Origin of the sequence: Streptomyces abikoensis (genome assembly GCF_014648775.1) — a bacterium.
In the GTDB taxonomy this organism is placed as follows: domain Bacteria; phylum Actinomycetota; class Actinomycetes; order Streptomycetales; family Streptomycetaceae; genus Streptomyces; species Streptomyces abikoensis.
Genome location: NZ_BMRT01000003.1, coordinates 475,094 through 492,643 on the forward strand (window position 1 = coordinate 475,094; position 17,550 = coordinate 492,643).

Annotated in this window: 18 protein-coding genes; 12 read left to right on the forward strand and 6 right to left on the reverse strand. The window is 72.8% G+C overall.

The features are described 5' to 3' along the window. Positions 1–127 precede the first annotated feature (127 nt). A complete protein-coding gene (locus IE096_RS12410) occupies positions 128–535 on the forward strand; it encodes an ArsR/SmtB family transcription factor (RefSeq protein ID WP_189451481.1) in 408 nt (135 codons plus the stop codon). Next, complete coding sequence (mgtA, locus tag IE096_RS12415) at positions 519–3,146, forward strand: magnesium-translocating P-type ATPase (RefSeq protein WP_189451482.1); 2,628 nt, start codon at positions 519–521, stop codon at positions 3,144–3,146. The genes IE096_RS12410 and mgtA overlap by 17 nt, the downstream gene beginning before the upstream one ends. Before the next feature lie 18 nt (positions 3,147–3,164). Here mgtA and IE096_RS12420 read toward each other — a convergent pair whose 3' ends face one another. Both IE096_RS12420 and IE096_RS12425 read right to left on the reverse strand, forming a co-directional pair. Next, on the reverse strand, positions 3,165–4,541 hold the full coding sequence (locus tag IE096_RS12420; protein ID WP_189451483.1) for a hypothetical protein: 1,377 nt from the start codon (positions 4,539–4,541) through the stop codon (positions 3,165–3,167). A 117-nt stretch (positions 4,542–4,658) separates the two neighbouring features. Beyond that, a complete protein-coding gene (locus IE096_RS12425) occupies positions 4,659–6,134 on the reverse strand; it encodes an LCP family protein (protein ID WP_189451484.1) in 1,476 nt (491 codons plus the stop codon). Between the two features lie 168 nt (positions 6,135–6,302). Here IE096_RS12425 and tatA point away from each other — a divergent pair, with 168 nt between their 5' ends. From tatA to IE096_RS12440, 3 genes are all read left to right on the forward strand, one after another. Beyond that, entirely contained in the window at positions 6,303–6,509 is a 207-nt protein-coding gene (tatA, locus tag IE096_RS12430; RefSeq protein WP_189451485.1) for a Sec-independent protein translocase subunit TatA, read from the forward strand. Positions 6,510–6,605: 96 nt separating this feature from the next. Further along, on the forward strand, positions 6,606–7,961 hold the full coding sequence (locus IE096_RS12435) for an alkaline phosphatase (protein WP_189451486.1): 1,356 nt from the start codon (positions 6,606–6,608) through the stop codon (positions 7,959–7,961). Between the two features lie 172 nt (positions 7,962–8,133). Beyond that, positions 8,134–9,072 carry a beta-ketoacyl-ACP synthase III gene (locus IE096_RS12440; RefSeq protein ID WP_189451487.1) on the forward strand — a complete coding sequence of 313 codons (939 nt, stop codon included), beginning with the start codon at positions 8,134–8,136 and terminating at the stop codon, positions 9,070–9,072. A gap of 15 nt (positions 9,073–9,087) precedes the next feature. Here IE096_RS12440 and IE096_RS12445 read toward each other — a convergent pair whose 3' ends face one another. Both IE096_RS12445 and IE096_RS12450 read right to left on the reverse strand, forming a co-directional pair. Next, positions 9,088–9,312 (reverse strand): hypothetical protein, encoded by a 225-nt coding sequence (locus IE096_RS12445; RefSeq protein WP_189451488.1) that lies wholly within the window; start codon positions 9,310–9,312, stop codon positions 9,088–9,090. A gap of 66 nt (positions 9,313–9,378) precedes the next feature. Beyond that, complete coding sequence (locus tag IE096_RS12450; protein ID WP_126915988.1) at positions 9,379–10,290, reverse strand: glutaminase; 912 nt, start codon at positions 10,288–10,290, stop codon at positions 9,379–9,381. 63 nt (positions 10,291–10,353) lie between these two features. Between IE096_RS12450 and IE096_RS12455 the strand changes: the two genes are divergently transcribed. Continuing rightward, on the forward strand, positions 10,354–11,271 hold the full coding sequence (locus IE096_RS12455; protein ID WP_189451489.1) for a 1-aminocyclopropane-1-carboxylate deaminase/D-cysteine desulfhydrase: 918 nt from the start codon (positions 10,354–10,356) through the stop codon (positions 11,269–11,271). A 5-nt stretch (positions 11,272–11,276) separates the two neighbouring features. Here the strand turns inward: IE096_RS12455 and IE096_RS12460 are convergent, their stop codons facing one another. Beyond that, positions 11,277–12,884: a Na+/H+ antiporter gene (locus IE096_RS12460; protein WP_189451490.1), complete on the reverse strand. Its 1,608-nt coding sequence runs from the start codon at positions 12,882–12,884 to the stop codon at positions 11,277–11,279. Positions 12,885–12,937: 53 nt separating this feature from the next. Here IE096_RS12460 and IE096_RS12465 point away from each other — a divergent pair, with 53 nt between their 5' ends. The 4 genes from IE096_RS12465 to IE096_RS12480 all read left to right on the forward strand — a co-directional run bounded on the left by IE096_RS12465 (position 12,938) and on the right by IE096_RS12480 (position 15,359). Then, positions 12,938–13,198, forward strand: coding sequence for a UBP-type zinc finger domain-containing protein (locus IE096_RS12465; RefSeq protein ID WP_189451491.1), 261 nt, complete (start codon positions 12,938–12,940; stop codon positions 13,196–13,198). A gap of 12 nt (positions 13,199–13,210) precedes the next feature. Continuing rightward, positions 13,211–13,735: a GNAT family N-acetyltransferase gene (locus IE096_RS12470; RefSeq protein ID WP_189451492.1), complete on the forward strand. Its 525-nt coding sequence runs from the start codon at positions 13,211–13,213 to the stop codon at positions 13,733–13,735. Between the two features lie 198 nt (positions 13,736–13,933). Next, positions 13,934–14,350: an ATP-binding protein gene (locus IE096_RS12475; RefSeq protein WP_126915983.1), complete on the forward strand. Its 417-nt coding sequence runs from the start codon at positions 13,934–13,936 to the stop codon at positions 14,348–14,350. Positions 14,351–14,366: 16 nt separating this feature from the next. Then, on the forward strand, positions 14,367–15,359 hold the full coding sequence (locus tag IE096_RS12480) for an RNA polymerase sigma factor SigF (RefSeq protein WP_229820126.1): 993 nt from the start codon (positions 14,367–14,369) through the stop codon (positions 15,357–15,359). 24 nt (positions 15,360–15,383) lie between these two features. Here IE096_RS12480 and IE096_RS12485 read toward each other — a convergent pair whose 3' ends face one another. After that, positions 15,384–15,869, reverse strand: a complete 486-nt coding sequence (locus IE096_RS12485) for a hypothetical protein (protein WP_189451493.1) — start codon at positions 15,867–15,869, stop codon at positions 15,384–15,386. 82 nt (positions 15,870–15,951) lie between these two features. Here IE096_RS12485 and IE096_RS12490 point away from each other — a divergent pair, with 82 nt between their 5' ends. Both IE096_RS12490 and IE096_RS12495 read left to right on the forward strand, forming a co-directional pair. Then, entirely contained in the window at positions 15,952–16,920 is a 969-nt protein-coding gene (locus tag IE096_RS12490) for a diacylglycerol/lipid kinase family protein (RefSeq protein WP_189451494.1), read from the forward strand. A gap of 324 nt (positions 16,921–17,244) precedes the next feature. Further along, the gene (locus IE096_RS12495; RefSeq protein WP_004937597.1) at positions 17,245–17,502 is read left to right on the forward strand and encodes a WhiB family transcriptional regulator; all 258 of its coding nucleotides are present in this window, start codon (positions 17,245–17,247) and stop codon (positions 17,500–17,502) included. The last annotated feature ends 48 nt before the right edge of the window (positions 17,503–17,550 follow it).

Below are 17,550 nucleotides of genomic sequence, written 5' to 3' on the forward strand. Positions count from 1 at the left end.
CTGTCGGTACCACCCTGCCCATCCCACGACGGGTGCATGTCGGACCGCCCACCCGGCGCGATGCCTAGACTGGGGCCTTCCGGGCGTGCGGACCGCCGGGGGAAATCACGGGGATGGGAGAGCGACAGTGACGGCAGGCGTCGGGAGCTTCGGGAGTCTCGAAGGGTCCCTCGACGGCACGTGCGACCCGTCGGCCGAGGTGCTGGCCGAGGCGGCCGCCGCCTTCGGTCTGCTCGCCTCCTCCGCCCGGCTGCACCTGGTCTGGGCGCTGGCCCAGGGCGAGAGCGACGTCAGCGGGCTGGCCGAGCGGGTCGGCGGCGCGCTGCCCGCCATCAGCCAGCACCTGGCGAAGCTGAAGCTCGCCGGCCTGGTGCGCTCCCGGCGCGAGGGCCGCCGGGTCGTCTACCTGGTGGACGACCCCGACGTGGTGACCATCGTCCGGCTCATGGTCGGCCAGCTCGCCGAGCGCAGGGCCGAGACCGCCGACACCGGGGTGAACGCCGGCGCCGGACGCCTCCGTGGCCTGGGCGCCTGAGGCCCGTACGGCCCCCGGCCGGGACACGGGCGGCACCTCGCTGGAGGTGCTGCGCGCCCTGGAGAGCGGGCCCCGAGGGCTGACCGAGGCGGAGGCCGACGCACGCCTCGCGCGCCACGGCGAGAACGTCTTCCCCGGCCGCCGCCCGGCCTCCTGGCCGCGCCGCTTCGCGCGCAGCCTGCGCGACCCCTTCACCGCCGTCCTGCTCTTCCTCGGCCTGGTCTCCTCGGTCATGGCCTCCTGGGGCACGGCCTGCGTCATCGCCGTCCTGGTCACGGTCAGCTGCGTGCTGCGGGCGACCGGCGAGCACCGCGCCGACCGCTCGGCGGCCTCCTTGCGCGAACTGGTCGCCACCACCGCCACCGTCCGCCGCCGGGCCACCGAGTCCGCGCCCCCGGCCACCCGGGAACTGCCCGTCGAACAGCTCGTCCCGGGCGACCTGGTCCTCCTCGGCCCCGGCGACCTCGTCCCCGCCGACCTGCGCCTGCTGCGCGCCACGGGACTGACCGTCCACGAGGCGGCGCTGACGGGCGAGTCGGCGCCGGCCGACAAGTCCGCCCCCGGCGCCACCACCGCGACCGCGCCGGGCCACCTGTGCCTCCAGGGCAGCAGCGTCGTCTCGGGCACCGGCAGCGGCGTCGTCGTCGCCACCGGACGCGACACCGTCCTCTCCGGCGCCCTCCCGGCCGACGGCCGGGACACGGGCCCCGGACCCGGCCGGCGCGGGCGCCTCCCCCGCCCCTTCGACCGGTCGGTCAACGGCATCGCCTGGACCCTCATCCGGTTCATGCTGCTCACCGCGCCCCTCGTCCTCCTCGCCGACGCCCTCGTGCGCGGCCGGGGGCTCGCCACCCTGCCGTTCGCCGTCGCCGTCGCCGTCGGGCTGACGCCCGAGATGCTGCCCGTGATCGTCACCTCCGCGCTGGCACGCGGCGCCGCGCTGCTCGCCCGCGACGGCGAGGTGATCGTCCGCCGGCTGCCCGCCCTCCACGACCTGGGCGCGGTCGACGTGCTGTGCGTGGACAAGACCGGCACCCTCACCGAGGACCGGCCCGTCCTCGCCCTCGCCGAGGACGCCGCCGGCCACGCCGACCAGGACGTCCTGCGCTGGGCCGCCGTCAACGCCCTGTGGACCCTCCACCTGGCCGAGCTGCCCGTGCCCGACGCCCTCGACGAGGCCGTCCTCGAAGCGGCGGACGACGACCCCCGGTTCGCCCTCTTCGAGGGCGTCGACGCGCTGCCCTGCGGGCCCGGCCGCCGGCTGTCCACCGCCGTCGTCCGTCTCCCCGGCGACCCCCGCTTCGCCCTCGCCGGCACCCACACGCTCGTCGTCAAGGGCGCCCCCGAGGACGTCCTGGACCGCTGCGCCCTCGACCCCGCCGAACGGGCCCGGCTCACCCGCCGCGCGAACGACCTGGCCGCCGAGGGCCTGCGCGTCCTGGCCGTCGCCCGCGCCGAGCGCCCCGCGCGCGACCGCCCGTACACCGAGGCCGACGAACGCGACCTGACCTTCACCGGCTTCGTGGGCCTCGCCGACGCCCCCGCGCCCACCGCCGCCGAGGCCCTCGCCGCCCTCGCCCGGAACGGCGTCACCGTCAAGGTCCTCACCGGCGACCACCCGGGCACCGCCGCCCGGGTCTGCCGCGAACTGGGGCTGGATCCCGGCACCCCCATCACCGGCGAGCGCATCGACGAACTCGACGACGCGGAGCTCGCCCGCCTCGCCGCCGGCACCACCGTCTTCGCCCGCTGCGCCCCCGCCCACAAGGCCCGCGTCGTCCGCGCCCTGCGCGGCGCGGGCCACGCCACGGGCTTCCTCGGCGACGGCGTCAACGACCTGGCCGCCCTCCACGCCGCCGACGTCGGCGTCTGCCCGCGCGACGGCGTGGACGTGGCCCGGGAGGCGGCCGACGTCGTCCTCGCCTCGAAGGACCTCACCTCCCTCGACCGGGCCATCGTCGCCGGCCGGGGCGCCACCGCGAACATCTCCGCCTACCTGCGGATCACCCTGTCGTCGAACTTCGGCAACGTGATCGCGATGCTGGTGGCCGGGCTGATGCTGCCGTTCCTGCCGATGCTGCCGGCGCAGGTGCTCGTCCAGAACCTCTTCTTCGACGCGGCCCAGCTCGCCCTCGCCTTCGACCGCCAGGACGACCGCGCCCACACCCGCCCGGCGGTGCTGCGCCCCCGCGCCCTGCTCCGCTTCGTGACCGGCTTCGGCCTGCTCAACGCCACGGCCGACCTCGCGACGTTCGCGGTGCTCGCGCTGGCGGTGCGGTCGCTGGGGGCGGAGGCGGGGCAGGACGCGTTCCACGCGGGCTGGTTCACGGAGAACCTGCTGACGCAGGCGATGGTGATGGCGCTGCTGCGGTCGGGACGACTGCGGGCGCCGCGGCCCGTGCGGGTGGCTGTCGCGGGGCTGGCGGTGGTGGGACTGCTGCTGCCGCTGTCGCCGCTGGGGGCGATGCTGTCGATGTCACCGTTGCCGACGCTGTACTACGGGCTGCTCGGGGTGGTGCTGGCGGTGTACGGCGGGGTGCTGTGGCTGGCCCGGTCACGCGCCGACGCGGAACGGGGGTTCCAGGGGGCGGAGCCCCCTGGGAAACGGTGAAAGGGCGGGGCTGGGGCGTCACCAACCCCCGCCGCCGAAGTCGCCCCCGCCGCCTCCGAAGTCCCCGCCGCCCCCGCCATCTCCCCAACCGCCGCCCCCGAAGTCGTCGGGGTTGAAGTCGGCGCCGGTGTCGTCCCCGCCCTCCGGACCGGAGTAGTCCGCACCGGGGGCCGCGTAGGCCGGGCCCGTCATCAGCCCGCCCAGCATCGTCCCCACCAACAGCCCCGGCAGCAGGCCGCCCCCGAAGTAGCCGCCCGCCCAGGGGCCGTACGCGGGGCCCGCGTTCCAGTAGGGCTGGGGACCGGCCTCGGTCTGGACCTGGCGGGTCATGGGCTCCTGCCCGTCCGCGAGCCGCGCCGCGTCCGCCGCGCAGGCCGGTACGGTGCGGAGCGCGCCGCCGGGCGGCGCCCACTGGACGTCCTGGACGGACGGCCCGTGGCGCGGGTCGAAGAAGCAGGGCAGCCGGCGCTCCGGCAGCGGCGCCCCCGCGCGGCGCGCGGCCAGCGTCGCCAGGGCGAAGCGGCCGTTGTCGAGGGTCTCGGTGACCCCTTGGACCTCCTCCGGCCTCCCCGCCGCCGCCATCCGGGACTTGGCGTCCTCGTACGCGTCCAGCGCCCGCGCGTAGTCCGCGCGCATCTCGTCCGTGACGCCCGCCTCGGAGGGCGAGAAGTCCAGCCGGTCGAGCTCCTCGCCGAACGCGGTGATGTCCTCGTCGACGACCACGCGCAGCTTGTCCAGCTCGGCGCGCTCGCGCTCCTCGCGCCTGCGCTTGTTGCGCCGGTAGAGGGCGTACGCCCCGGCGCCGCCCGCGACGACGACCGCGCCGCCGGTGATCAGGCCCGTGGCGCCGATGCCCTTGGTGCCGCCGCCCCAGGAGCCGGGGGCGTGGCCCCTGGCCGTCCGGTCGGCCTGGTCGACGAAGGCGTTCAGCTGCGTCTTGGCGTCGCCGCCGGACCGCTGGACCGACCCGACGAGGTTGCTCACGGCGTTGCGGGAGACCACCGAGCGGTCGGCGGCCGCGTTGAACTTGTCGCCGAGGTGGACGGCGTAGACGCCCGCGATCCCTACCTTGGTGCGCAGGTCGCGCAGCACCGTGCTCTGCGGGAACTCGGGGGCGTTGGGCAGCACGGCGACGAAGACCGGCTTGTCCGCGTCCTTGATCTTCTTCGCCAGGGCTTCGGCGTCGGCGGCGGGCAGTTGTGCCGCGGCCCTGGGGTCGACGTAGACGGGGCCCTTGCGCAGCGCCTGGGCCGCGGCGTCCAGGCCGGTGTCGGCGGCGTGCGCGGCGGGGGCGTACAGCAGCGCGCCGGCGCAGGTCAGCAAGGCTGCGATCAAGGGGACGAGCCAGGTCCGGAACGGCCTGGCGGGCACCCGGGGGACAGCGACGGCGGACATGGCATGGCTCCTCGGCGTCTTCACGGTCTACTGTGCACCTAACACCAAAACGGATCAATCAGGCATATCGTTTCCCCTGTGTCTCGGACGTCTCGTCCCAGCTCGCCTCAGCTCGTCTCAGCCGTAGGAGAGGTTGGCACAAGGGTCGTCGTCGGCCGAGCGGGCGCCGCCGGGGGCCCCGGACGGCGAGGAGGAAGGCGACGAGGGGGATGAGGAGGGCGCGGGCGCGGCCGAAGGCGCCTCCGCGTAGTCCCGCCCGAGCGTGATCACGACACCGCTGATGTCGGCGCCGCGCACGAACGCCCCGGGGAAGAGCCGGGCGACGGTCCGCGCGTCGCCCGCCGCGCCCGGCCCGAACTCGATCACCGTGCCCGTCGCGTCCTGCGAACCGGCCGTGGAGGTGTCCGTGACCTCGAAGCCGCTGCTCTTGAGGGAGGCGGCGGCGCGGGCGGCGAGCCCGTCGACGGTGGTGCCGTTGCGGACGGAGACCTTCACCCCGGCACCGGAGACGGACTCCGAGGACGAGGGGCCGCCCCCGGCCCCCTTCCGGCCCGCGCCCTTGCCGCCCGCGTCCTTGCCGTCGATCGTCCGGTCCGCCCGGATCGAGGCCCACAGGGCGTCCGCGTCGGGCTGGACGACCGCCACGCGGTTGCCGTCGTAGCGCCAGGGCAAGGTCATGAACTTCATGTCGTGGAGGTCGATGTTCTTCAGCGACATCGCGAACGACAGCATCTTGTCGGCCGAGCCCAGCCCCGGGTCCACGGTCATCGACTTGGTGGCCGCGTCGGCGAGCGGGAGCAGGGTGCCGGGCTTGAAGCCCTGGGAGCGGACCTTCTTGATCATCGAGGAGAGGAAGGCCTGCTGCCGCTGGATGCGCCCTATGTCGGAGCCGTCGCCGATGCCGTGCCGCACCCGTACGTAGTCCAGCGCCTTCTGGCCGGAGACGGTCTGCCGGCCCTGATGGAAGAGGAGTTCGCCGCGCGAGCCGAGGTTGGGGTTGAGGTCGCCCCGGTAGACGTCCTTGGGGACGCACACGTCGACGCCGCCCACGGCGGACGTCATCGCGGAGAAGCCCGCGAAGTCGACGACGATCGTGTGGTCGACGCGCAGCCCGGTGAGGCGCTCGACGGTGTTCTGGGTGCAGGCGGGGTTGCCCTTGGCCGAGCCGCCCACGGTGAAGGCGGAGTTGAACATCACGTGCCGCTGCTCGGCCGTCCAACTGCCGTCGGGGAGCAGGCAGGGCGGGATGTCCACGAGGGTGTCCCGGGGGATGGAGACGGCCACGGCGTGCTCGCCGTCGCCGTAGACGTGCAGCAGGAAGGCGGTGTCCGAGCGACCGACGTCGCCCTCGCCGCCGCCCAGCTCGGCATTGCCGCCGGCCCGTGAATCCGAGCCGATCACCAGGACGTTCCGGCCGGACGCCCCCGCGCCGGGGCGGTTCTTGGACAGGCCGTCGGCGTCGAACGTGCTGATGTTGCCGTCGATCCGCAGGTACACCCATCCGGCGCCGGCGACGAGCAGCAGGAGGAACGACACCGCGGCCACGGTGACGACCCGCATCCGATGCCTCGGCCTGCCTCGCGCGCCCGTCATGTCCGTACCCTCATCGCTCCCCCGGTTCGTGCCGTTCTGCCCGGTAGGACGGGCTGTCACGAACTTTGGTTGTCCAGTTGCGCAATCTAGCAAGTATTGTGTGGACAGCCATCAGGTCGGAACGTCACAAGAGCCGGTAGAGATCGGTAGAGAGGCGGTGGAGCCGTCATGCTGCGGAACGCACTGGAGCCCTGGCATCTCCTCGTGGTCGTGCTCGTCATGGTCGTCCTGTTCGGGTCGAAGAAACTGCCCGACACGGCACGGGCCCTCGGTAAATCCATGCGCATTCTCAAGAGCGAGACGAAGGCGATGAAGGACGACGCCGCCGGAGCGCCCGCCCCCGCCTCCACCACCGCTCCCGACAGCGCCCGGTGACCTCCAGGTCACCTGTACGACCCCCGCGGTACACCCGCCCCTGGTGTCCTTCGTGCGTCCGAGCACCCCGCCCGGACCTCCAGGAAGGAATATCCCATGGGTTCTCGTCCGTACCGACGCCGTCTCGCGTGGGGCGCCGCCGCGCTGCTCGTCGCCGGGATCGCGGTGCCCGCCGCGGCCTCGGCGGCCGAGCACCACGGCCCGTCGGACGTCGCGGGCCGCACCCCGAAGAACGCCAAGAACGTCATCCTGCTGATCGGTGACGGCATGGGCGACTCGGAGATCACCCTGGCCCGCGACTACACCGTGGGGGCGGGCGGCCGGCTCAACATGGACAAGTTCCCGATGACGGGCGCCTACACGACGTACTCCGTCGACAAGGACGGCAAGCCCGACTACGTCACCGACTCCGCCGCCAGCGGCACCGGCTGGGCGACCGGCCGCAAGACGGTCAACGGCCGGATATCCAAGACGCCCGGCACCGACAAGCCGATGACCACCATCCTGGAGCTGGCCCAGCGGAACGGCCTGGCCACCGGCAGCGTCACCACCGCCGAGCTGACCGACGCCACCCCGGCCGTCCTCGCCTCGCACGCCACCGACCGCAGCTGCCAGGGCCCGGCCGACATGAAGGCATGCCCGAACGACACGATCGCCAAGGGCGGCCCGGGCTCGATCGCCGAGCAGAGCGTCAACCACAAGGTCGACGTCCTCCTGGGCGGCGGCAGGAACCGCTTCGACCAGAAGATCACCGAGGGCCGCTACCAGGGTCTGACCGTCACCCAGCAGGCCGAGAAGCTGGGCTACCAGATCGTGACCGACACCAAGGGCCTCTCGTCGGCAAAGGCCGGCAAGCCGGTGCTGGGCCTCTTCGCCCCCGGCAACGTCCCCGTCGAGTGGACCGGCAAGAACGCCGCCGTCGGCGGCACCGCCGCCCAGCGCTGTGTGACGAGCAACCCCGAGCGCAAGGCCGGCACCCCGGACCTGGAGAGCCAGACCCGCAAGGCGCTGGAGCTGCTGAACACCGGCAAGGGCAAGAAGAACGGCTTCTTCCTCCAGGTCGAGGGCGCCTCCATCGACAAGCGCGACCACGCCGCCGACCCCTGCGGCCAGATCGGCGAGACCGCCGCCTTCGACCGCGCGGTCAAGGCCGCCCGCGAGTACGCCGCCAAGCACCCCGACACCCTGGTCGTCACCACCGCCGACCACGGCCACAGCAGCCAGATCGTGCCGCTGGAGGCCAACCCGCCCGGCCTGTCCTCGACCCTGGTCACCAACGAGGGCCAGCAGCTGAAGGTGAACTACTCCACCAACACGCCGGGCCAGTCCCAGGAGCACACCGGCACCGAGGTCCGGATCGCCGCCCAGGGCCCGCAGTCCCAGCGCGTCCTCGGCGTCACCGACCAGACCGAGCTGTTCACGACGATCCGCACGGCGCTGTCGCTGCGCTGACCCACCGTTGGGTGACCGACCCGTAGGGTCAGGGCCCGGCCGCCCCGGCGGCCGGGCCCTGTGCGTTTCTCACCACTTACCCGCCGGAACATTGGCGGATCGCGTACCCCTCCGCCGCCGTGCGGCGTTGAAACTGGGAGATCCCGATTCCGCGCCCGCAGGAGGAACGCCGATGACCGGGTCCCGTGTACTGGCCCTCGGCCACTACCAGCCGGCCAGGGTGCTCACCAACGACGAGCTGGCCGCCATGGTCGACACCAGCGACGAGTGGATCCGCACCCGCGTCGGCATCCGCACCCGCCGGGTCGCCGAGCCCACCGAGACGGTCGCCGACATGGCCGTCCAGGCCGCCGCCAAGGCCCTGGCCAACAGTGGGCTGACCCCCGCCGACATCGACCTCGTCCTCGTCGCGACCTGCACCGCCGTCGACCGCAGCCCCAACACGGCCGCCCGCGTCGCCGCCGCGCTGGGCCTGCCCTCCCCGGCCGTCATGGACATCAACGTCGTCTGCGCCGGCTTCACCCACGCCCTCGCCACCGCCGACCACGCCATCCGCGCCGGGTCGGCGACGAACGCGCTGGTCGTCGGCGTGGAGAAGTTCACGGACGTCGCGGACTGGACCGACCGCACCACCTGCGTCCTGGTCGGCGACGGCGCCGGCGCGGCCGTGGTCACGGCCTCGGCCGAGCCGGAGATCGGCCCGGTCGTCTGGGGCTCGGTGCCGGAGATGGGCCACGCCGTACGGATCGAGGGCACGCCGTCGCGCTTCGCGCAGGAGGGCCAGAGCGTCTACCGCTGGGCCACGACGCAGCTGCCGCCGATCGCCCGCACGGTCTGCGAGCGGGCCGGAGTCGCCCCGGAGGAGCTGGCGGCGGTCGTCCTCCACCAGGCGAACCTGCGCATCATCGAGCCGGTGGCCCGGAAGCTGGGCGCGGTGGACGCGATCGTCGCCAGCGACGTCACCGAGTCCGGCAACACGTCGGCGGCGAGCATCCCGCTGGCGCTGTCGAAGCTCGTGGCCTCCGGCCGGGTGGCGCCGGGCGCGCCGATCCTGCTGTTCGGCTTCGGCGGCAACCTGTCGTACGCGGGTCAGGTCATCCGCTGCCCGTAGGAGGGGTACGGGCTCTCAGGGCTGCTCACGCAGGTAGAGCGCCCCGCAGGAGTGGCACATCGGCACGTCCGGGCGGCCCCAGTCGTCCGTCGACCGCGCGGCGGCGGCGCCCTCCAGCTCCCGTCCGCACATCGCGGTCGTCGCGCCGTCCTCCCGGACCACGTGCCAGATCTTGATCTCGGCCCGGGGGTCGGCGGCGGCCCTGCCGTCGATGTACTCAGCGCGCAGCTCATGCTCCATGGCACCCACGATGCCCGGCGAGGCGCCGCCCCGCGAGTCAGCCCCATCCCCCGGGGGCACCCCGCGTCAGAAAACAGACCACCCGGTAAGAGTCGTGAAGTGGTCCAGCGCCGCGACGCCCGCGACCGAGTTCCCCCGGGCGTCGAGCCCCGGGCTCCACACACACAGCGTGCAGCGTCCCGGTATCACGGCGACGATGCCGCCGCCCACGCCGCTCTTGCCCGGCAGTCCCACGCGGTAGGCGAAGTCGCCGGCCGCGTCGTACGTGCCGCACGTCAGCATCACGGCGTTGATCTGCTTGGCCTCGCGGCGCGGCAGCAGCCGCGTCCCGTCGGCCCGCAGCCCGTGCCGGGCCAGGAAGCCGCTCGCCAGCGCCAGGTCCCGGCAGCTCATCTCGACGGAGCACTGCCAGAAGTAGTGCTCCAGAACCGTCGGCACGGGGTTGTCGAGATTGCCGTAGCTGGCCATGAAGTGGGCCAGCGCCGCGTTGCGGTCGCCGTGCTCGGACTCGGACCTGGCCACCGCCGCGTCGAAGGAGACGTCCGGGTTGCCGCTCTCCGCCCGCAGGAACTCCAGCATCGTCGTGCTGGCGTCCCCGGTCAGCGTCTGCAGCCGGTCGGTGACGACCAGCGCACCGGCGTTGATGAACGGATTGCGCGGAATGCCGTGCTCGTACTCGAGCTGCACCAGCGAGTTGAAGGGGTTGCCGGAGGGCTCGGTGCCCACCCGCTCCCAGATCCGGTCGCCGCCCTCGGCCAGCACCAGCGCGAGGCTGAACGCCTTCGAGATGGACTGCACCGAGAAGGGCCGCTCCCAGTCCCCCACGCCGTACACCTGACCGTCGACATCCGCGACGGCGATGCCGAACTGCCCGGTGTCCACCTCGGCGAGGGCGGGGATGTAGTCGGCGACCTGCCCGCGACCGATCAGCGGCCGGGCGAATTCGGCGACCTCTTCAAGGACGGCCTGGTAGTCCAATGGTGCTCTGCGCTTTCCTGGCGGTGTCACCGACGTCGTCGTCGGCGACCGCAAGAGTACAAAATGGACTGCGTGACCAGCGACAATCCCCCCGCCACGGCCGGTCTCGCGGCGCTGCGGCCGTGCCTGCCCTCCCCGCTCACGGAGCTCGCGGACGACCGCTTCGCCGAGCGGGGCCTGCGGCTGCTGCTCAAGCGGGACGACCTGATACACCCGGACCTGCCGGGCAACAAGTGGCGCAAGCTGGAGCCCAATCTGCGGGCGGCGGCCGCGTCCGGCGCCCGGACGCTGCTCACGTTCGGAGGGGCGTACTCCAACCACCTCCGGGCCACGGCGGCGGCCGGCCGCCTGCTGGGCTTCGGCACGATCGGCGTCGTCCGGGGCGACGAACTGGCCGGCCGGCCCCTCAACCCGTCCCTGGCCCGCTGCGCGGCGGACGGCATGCGGCTGCGCTTCGTCGACCGCGCGACGTACCGCCGCAAGGCGGAACCGGAGGTCCTGGCGTCCCTGGCCCCGCCGGACGCGTTCGTCATCCCCGAGGGCGGCAGCAACGCGGCGGCCGCCCTCGGCTGCACCGAGCTCGGCCGCGAGCTGCGCGGCGTCGCGGACGTGGTGGGCGTGGCCTGCGGCACGGGCGGGACGCTCGCGGGTCTGGCGGCGGGGCTGTCCGCCGGACAGCGGGCGATCGGCTTCCCGGTCCTGAAGGGGGGCTTCCTGGAGGCGGAGATACGCGACCTCCAGGAAGGGGCCTTCGGGGGCCGGCGCGGCGACTGGATCCTGGACGACCGCTTCCACGGCGGCGGCTATGCGAAGAGCACGCCCGAGCTGGACGAATTCACAAGGGACTTCACCGACCGGCACGGCATCGCGCTGGAACGCGTGTATGTGGCGAAGATGCTGTACGGGCTGACGACGCTCGCCCGCGAGGGCGCGTTCGCACCCGGCACACGGGTGGTGGCCGTCATCACGGGGGCGCCGTAAGGGCCTCAGCCCTCGCCCTCCCCCTCCCGGTACGCCGCCGCCTCCTCCAGGTCCAGCCGCCGCAGCAGCGTCCGCAGCATCTCGTCGTCGATGCGGCGCGCGTCCCGCAGCGCCACGAAGACCTCCCGCTCCGCCCCGATCACCTCGCGCGCCAGCCGCCGGTACGTGTCGTCCACGGACTCCCCCGTCCGCTCGTCGACCGCGCCCAGCCGCTCCCACACCGCGTTGCGACGCCGCTCCAGCACCGCCCGCAACCGCTCGGCCAACGGCTGCGGCAGCGCGTTCCGCTCGCCGTCGGCGAGGAGCTCCGCCAGGCGCCGCTCCGCCGCCGCCGACGCCTCGCTCTGCGCCTGCGCCTCCACCAGCGTCTCCGCGCCCACGTCCCGCGCGGGCAGCCGCAGCCGCCGGATGAGCGGGGGCAGGGTGAGCCCCTGCACCACCAGCGTCCCGATCACCGTCGTGAACGTCAGAAAGAGGATCAGGCTCCGAGCGGGAAACGGCGACCCGTCGTCGGCGGCGACGGGAATGGAGAAGGCGATGGCCAGCGAAACCACCCCCCGCATCCCGGCCCACCCGACCACCACCGGCGCCTTCCAGTCCGTGTCGGGCTCCCGCTCCCGGATCCGCGGGAACAGCATCCGCGGCACGAACGTCCCCGGAAAGACCCACACGTACCGCGCGACGACGACCGCGGCGAACACCACCGCCGCGTACCCCAGCGCCTCCCCCACCCCGTACGCCCCCAGGTCCCGCAGCACGATCCGCAACTGGAGCCCGATGAGGGCGAAGACGGCCGACTCCAGCAGGAACGAGACGACCTTCCACACGGCCGCCTCCTGCAGCCGCGTGGCGAAGTCGACCTGCCAGGACCGGTGCCCCAGGTACAGCGCGACCACCACCACCGCGAGCACCCCGGACGCGTGCACCTGCTCTGCCGCGGCGTAGGCGACGAAGGGGATGAGCAGCGAGAGGGTGTTCTGCAGCAGCGGGTCCCGCAGGTGGGTGCGCAGCCAGTGGATGGGCACCATGAGGATCAGGCCGACGCCGATGCCCCCGACGGAGGCGAGGACGAACTCCCGGATGCCGTCGGCCCAGGTCGCGCCGGTGCCGACGGCGGCGGCGAGGGCGACCTTGTAGGCGGTGATGGCGGTCGCGTCGTTCACCAGGGACTCGCCCTGGAGGATCGTGGTGATCCGGGACGGCAGCCCCAGCCGCCGGGCGATGGCGGTGGCGGCCACCGCGTCCGGCGGGGCCACCACCGCGCCCAGGACGAGCGCGGCGGCGGGCGGCAGCCCGGGCACCGCGCGGGAGGCCACATAGCCGACGGCGAGGGTGGCGAAGAGGACGTACCCGACGCTGAGCAGCGCCACGGGCCGCAGGTTGGCCCGCAGATCGAGGTAGGAGCTCTCCAGGGCGGCGGTGTGCAGCAGGGGCGGCAGCACCAGCGGCAGCACGATGTGGGGGTCGAGGGTGTAGTCCGGTACGCCCGGGAGGTACGAGGCGACGAGGCCGGCCGCGACGAGCAGCAGCGGCGCGGGCACGGGGGTCCTGCGGGCGGCTCCCGCGACCGCGGCGCCGCCCGCGATCAGCGTCAGCAGCGGCATGACGTCCATGGCTCCTCCACCCTCTCCGCCCGGCGCTCCGCGCGCGCTCTAACCTGGCCATCATGATCGAGTGTTCGCATGTGGACGAGATGCCGCGCCCCGAGCCGGCGCCGCTGACCTTGACCTGCCCGGAGTGCGAGGCGGCGGGCAGCCACCCGGTGCAGCTGCGGCTGTGCCTGGTGTGCGGGCACGTGGGCTGCTGCGACTCGTCCCCGTACCGCCACGCCACCGCGCACTTCCAGGAGACGGGGCACGCGGTGATGCGGAGCTTCGAGCCGGGCCAGAGCTGGCGCTGGTGCTACGTGGACGAACACATCGTCTGAGATCATGCCCGCATGATCCGACCCGCGACTCCGGCCGACGTCCCCCACATCCACGCGATGGTCCGCGAACTGGCGGAGTACGAAAGGGCGCTGGACGAGGCGCGGGCGACCGAGGAACAGCTGCGCGACGCCCTCTTCGGCGCGGACCCGGCGGTCTTCGCGCTGATAGCGGAGAGTGACGCGGACCGTCGGGAAACGGTGGGCTTCGCCCTGTGGTTCCGCAACTTCTCGACCTGGACGGGTACGCACGGTATCTACCTGGAGGACCTCTACGTGCGCCCGCACGCCCGCGGCGGCGGCCACGGCAGGGCGCTCCTGGCGGAGCTCGCCCGGATCTGCGTGGAGCGGGGCTATCAGCGTTTCGAATGGTCAGTGCTGGACTGGAACGCGCCGTCGATCGCCTTCTACGAATCGCTGGGCGCGGAGGCGATGGACGAGTGGACGGTCCGCAGGTTGTCAGGAGAACCGCTCCAGGCCCTTGCGGCGCTCGCACAGAGTGACGAAAATCCCAACAGGCCGACCTCGCTTTCGATTTGAGGCCGCACAGCCCTACCCACCGTCTGTGCTTACGGGTTTACCATGAGTGACAGTCGTGGGCCTGCGGCGCGGAACCGCAGATCGCGATAGCGTCTCAGCCGGACCATGTGCCGCACCGGCCCGCGCCGCCCTCGTCCGGGGGCCGTGGGACCGGCGCTCCCGACAGCTCAATGAGCTTGTGCCACCTTGGAGGTGAGGGTGTCCCCAATCGCTGGCGAGCCTGGGACGACCCAGGACTTCGTGGAAGTCCGGCTGCCCGCTGCGGGTGCCTACCTGTCGGTGCTGCGGACGGCGACAGCCGGACTCGCGGCCCGGCTGGACTTCACCCTCGACGAGATCGAGGACCTGCGCATCGCCGTGGACGAGGCCTGCGCCATCCTGTTGCAACAGGCCGTTCCCGGTTCCGTGCTCAGCTGCGTCTTCCGCCTCGTCGGGGACGCGTTGCGGGTGACCGTCTCGGCGCCGACGACGGACGGCCGCGCCCCCGAGCGCGACACCTTCGCCTGGACGGTGCTCTCCGCCCTGGCCGGCGAGGTCGACTCCACCGTCGCGGAGGACCGGACGGTGAGCATCAGCCTGCACAAGAAGCGCGGCGCCGGCCCCGGGCAGCCGTGACGGAAGAGGGGGCTCCGTGAGTACTGCGTCATCGCGGGGAGTGCGCGCTCCGGCCATCCCGCAGCAGCCTGCCCGGCCCGATCCGGAAGACCTCGATCCGGCCACCGCGCCGGACCCGGCCGCTCCTGTGGATCCGGCCGTCCCGGCGCCGGAGCAGGTGGCCGAGCGGGTGAGCGACCCATCGGAACGGGCGGACCACCGGGCGGACCACATGGATCAGCACCAGCGCCGGCAGCGCCACCAGCACGGGGATCCGCACGACCGCAGCGGCGCCCGCGCCCTGTTCATCGAGTTGCGGCAGCTCCCCGACGGCTCCGTGGAGCGGGCCGAGCTGCGCAACCACCTGGTGCGGATGCATCTGCCCCTCGTGGAGCACCTGGCCCGGCGCTTCCGCAACCGCGGCGAGCCGCTCGACGACCTCACCCAGGTCGCCACGATCGGCCTGATCAAATCCGTGGACCGCTTCGACCCGGACCGCGGGGTGGAGTTCTCCACCTACGCCACCCCCACGGTGGTCGGCGAGATCAAGCGGCACTTCCGCGACAAGGGCTGGGCGGTGCGGGTCCCGCGCCGGCTCCAGGAGCTGCGGCTGTCGCTGACGACGGCCACGGCCGAGCTCTCCCAGCGGCACGGCCGCGCCCCCACCGTCCACGAGCTGGCGGAGCACCTGGGGATCTCCGAGGAGGAGGTGCTGGAGGGCCTGGAGTCCGCCAACGCCTACTCGACGCTCTCGCTGGACGTCCCCGACACGGACGACGAGTCCCCGGCCGTCGCGGACACCCTGGGCGCGGAGGACGAGGCGCTGGAGGGCGTGGAGTACCGGGAGTCCCTCAAGCCGCTGCTGGAGGACCTGCCGCCGCGCGAGAAGAAGATCCTGCTGCTGCGCTTCTTCGGCAACATGACGCAGTCGCAGATCGCCCAGGAGGTGGGCATCTCCCAGATGCACGTCTCCCGGCTGCTGGCCCGCACGCTCGCCCAGCTCCGGGACCGCCTGCTGATCGAGGAGTAGTCGAGGAGCGGTAGGGGAACAGGCTCAGGACTCGCGCGGGCCGACGCCGAGCGCCTCGGTCGCGGTGGGGTTCACCAGCAGGACGAGCGTGGCCACGGCGGTCAGCGCGAGCGCCACCGCGCCGGCGATCAGCGCGCCGGCGCCGCCGTTGTAGAGCGTCCAGGCGACCGGCAGCGCCATGATCTGCGTGATCATGGCGGGGCCGCGGCTCCAGCGCCGCAGCAGCCACAGGCCGCGCGCGGCGAGGAGCGGCAGCGCGGCCAGCGCGAGGACGGTCAGCCCGCCCGTCTCGGCCTGCTGCGGGCTGTCCGGCTTGCCCAGCAGCCCCATGATCAGCAGATAGAGGCCCGAGCCGGCCAGGGCCAGCCCCTCCAGGGCGACGAGGGCGGCGGCCGCCGTCAGCCGGGCGGGCCGGAGCCGGGGCGCGACCGGGGCCGGGGAGGCTCCCTCGGACGCCCCCTTGGACGCACCCTTCCGGGCGGATTTCGACGCGGACTGCTTGCTGCTCACCCCTGCAGGGTATCGGTACGCAAATCCTTCGAAGCCGGGCCTGGGACGGGCCGTGTACCCACAGGTAGGTAGGCTGGCGCGCATGCGTGCGCTTCTTGTGGTCAATCCTTCGGCCACCACCACCAGTGCCCGTACTCGCGATGTCCTGGCGCACGCCCTGGCCAGCGACCTGAAGCTGGACGTCGCCACGACCGAGTACCGGGGTCACGCACGCGACCTGGCGCGCCGGGCGGCCGAGAGCGGCAACGTCGAGCTGGTCGTCGCGCTCGGCGGGGACGGCACGGTCAACGAGGTCGTCAACGGACTGCTCCACTCCGGGCCCGACCCGGAGGGCCTGCCGCGGCTCGCGGTGGTGCCGGGCGGCTCCACCAACGTCTTCGCCCGCGCGCTGGGCCTGCCCAATGACGTGGTGGAGGCGACGGGCGCCCTGCTGGACGCGCTGCGGGAGGGCTCGGAGCGGACCGTGGGGCTCGGCCTCGCGGCCGGGACGCCGGGCTCGGAGGACGAGGCGGTGCCGGCCCGCTGGTTCACGTTCTGCGCGGGCTTCGGGTTCGACGCGGGCGTCGTCGGCCGGGTGGAGCAGCAGCGGGAGCGCGGCAAGCGTTCGACGCACTCCCTGTACGTGCGACAGGTGATGCGCCAGTTCTTCGGAGAAACGAACCGGCGGCACGGCACGATCACCCTCGAACGGCCTGGCGAGCAGCCACTCGAGAATCTCGTCATGTCGATAATCTGCAACACGGCCCCGTGGACGTACTTCGGCAACCGGCCGATGTACGCGCTGCCGCAGGCGTCCTTCGACACGGCGCTTGACGTGCTGGGATTCACCAAGCTGTCCACTCTGGCGGCCACCCGCTACGGCACCCAGCTGCTGACGTCGACGCCGGAGCGCGGCCCGCAGGGCAAACACGCTGTGTCACTGCATGACCAGGACTCGTTCACCTTGCATTCCCAGGCCCCCCTGCCCTTCCAGATGGACGGCGACCACCTCGGACTGCGCACGAGCGTGACGTTCACAGGCGTTCGCCGTGCACTGCGTGTGATTGTGTGAGTGCTAGGGCCTAAAGTCCTTCCACTCGAACGTTTAGACTGGGTTCCACCCCCTGGAATGACGGCTGTGACCTAGCCGACACCGAGGAATCAAAAAAAACTTTCCAGAAGGGGTTGTATCCGTCGCCGAGGTTTGCGAGTCTTTTCGTGGCGATCGGGACAGCCCGCCATCAAGGCTTCCCCGAAGAGCCCGAACCCCCTCCTTTAACTCCCTGGACCGCACCAGTCTGCCTGGCTGGAGGTCGGCCCTTCCCTTGCGGGGGGATTCGTGAAAGCGTTCACATTCACAAGCCACGTAGCCGTAACACGAGGAGATGGAGCAGCCATGGACTGGCGTCACAACGCCGTTTGCCGCGAGGAAGACCCCGAGCTGTTCTTCCCCATCGGCAACACCGGTCCTGCGCTGCTGCAGATCGAGGAAGCCAAGGCCGTCTGCCGCCGCTGCCCCGTCATGGAGCAGTGCCTGCAGTGGGCGCTCGAGTCCGGCCAGGACTCCGGCGTCTGGGGTGGCCTCAGCGAGGACGAGCGCCGCGCCATGAAGCGCCGTGCCGCTCGCAACCGGGCGCGTAACGCGACCGCCTGACACCCCTCGGCCCCCGAGCCGCAGCGCGCAGCACCCCCCACCCGTGCG

What these genes read in the sequence shown, in the direction of transcription:
- IE096_RS12445 (WP_189451488.1), bottom strand. Translation starts at nt 9,312, where the DNA reads ATGGAGCATGAGCTGCGCGCTGAGTACATCGACGGCAGGGCCGCCGCC.
- IE096_RS12420 (WP_189451483.1), bottom strand. Translation starts at nt 4,541, where the DNA reads ATGTCCGCCGTCGCTGTCCCCCGGGTGCCCGCCAGGCCGTTCCGGACC.
- tatA (WP_189451485.1), top strand. Translation starts at nt 6,303, where the DNA reads ATGCTGCGGAACGCACTGGAGCCCTGGCATCTCCTCGTGGTCGTGCTC.
- IE096_RS12435 (WP_189451486.1), top strand. Translation starts at nt 6,606, where the DNA reads ATGGGTTCTCGTCCGTACCGACGCCGTCTCGCGTGGGGCGCCGCCGCG.
- IE096_RS12425 (WP_189451484.1), bottom strand. Translation starts at nt 6,134, where the DNA reads ATGACGGGCGCGCGAGGCAGGCCGAGGCATCGGATGCGGGTCGTCACC.
- IE096_RS12470 (WP_189451492.1), top strand. Translation starts at nt 13,211, where the DNA reads ATGATCCGACCCGCGACTCCGGCCGACGTCCCCCACATCCACGCGATG.
- IE096_RS12460 (WP_189451490.1), bottom strand. Translation starts at nt 12,884, where the DNA reads ATGGACGTCATGCCGCTGCTGACGCTGATCGCGGGCGGCGCCGCGGTC.
- IE096_RS12440 (WP_189451487.1), top strand. Translation starts at nt 8,134, where the DNA reads ATGACCGGGTCCCGTGTACTGGCCCTCGGCCACTACCAGCCGGCCAGG.
- IE096_RS12465 (WP_189451491.1), top strand. Translation starts at nt 12,938, where the DNA reads ATGATCGAGTGTTCGCATGTGGACGAGATGCCGCGCCCCGAGCCGGCG.
- IE096_RS12495 (WP_004937597.1), top strand. Translation starts at nt 17,245, where the DNA reads ATGGACTGGCGTCACAACGCCGTTTGCCGCGAGGAAGACCCCGAGCTG.
- IE096_RS12490 (WP_189451494.1), top strand. Translation starts at nt 15,952, where the DNA reads ATGCGTGCGCTTCTTGTGGTCAATCCTTCGGCCACCACCACCAGTGCC.
- IE096_RS12455 (WP_189451489.1), top strand. Translation starts at nt 10,354, where the DNA reads ATGGACTGCGTGACCAGCGACAATCCCCCCGCCACGGCCGGTCTCGCG.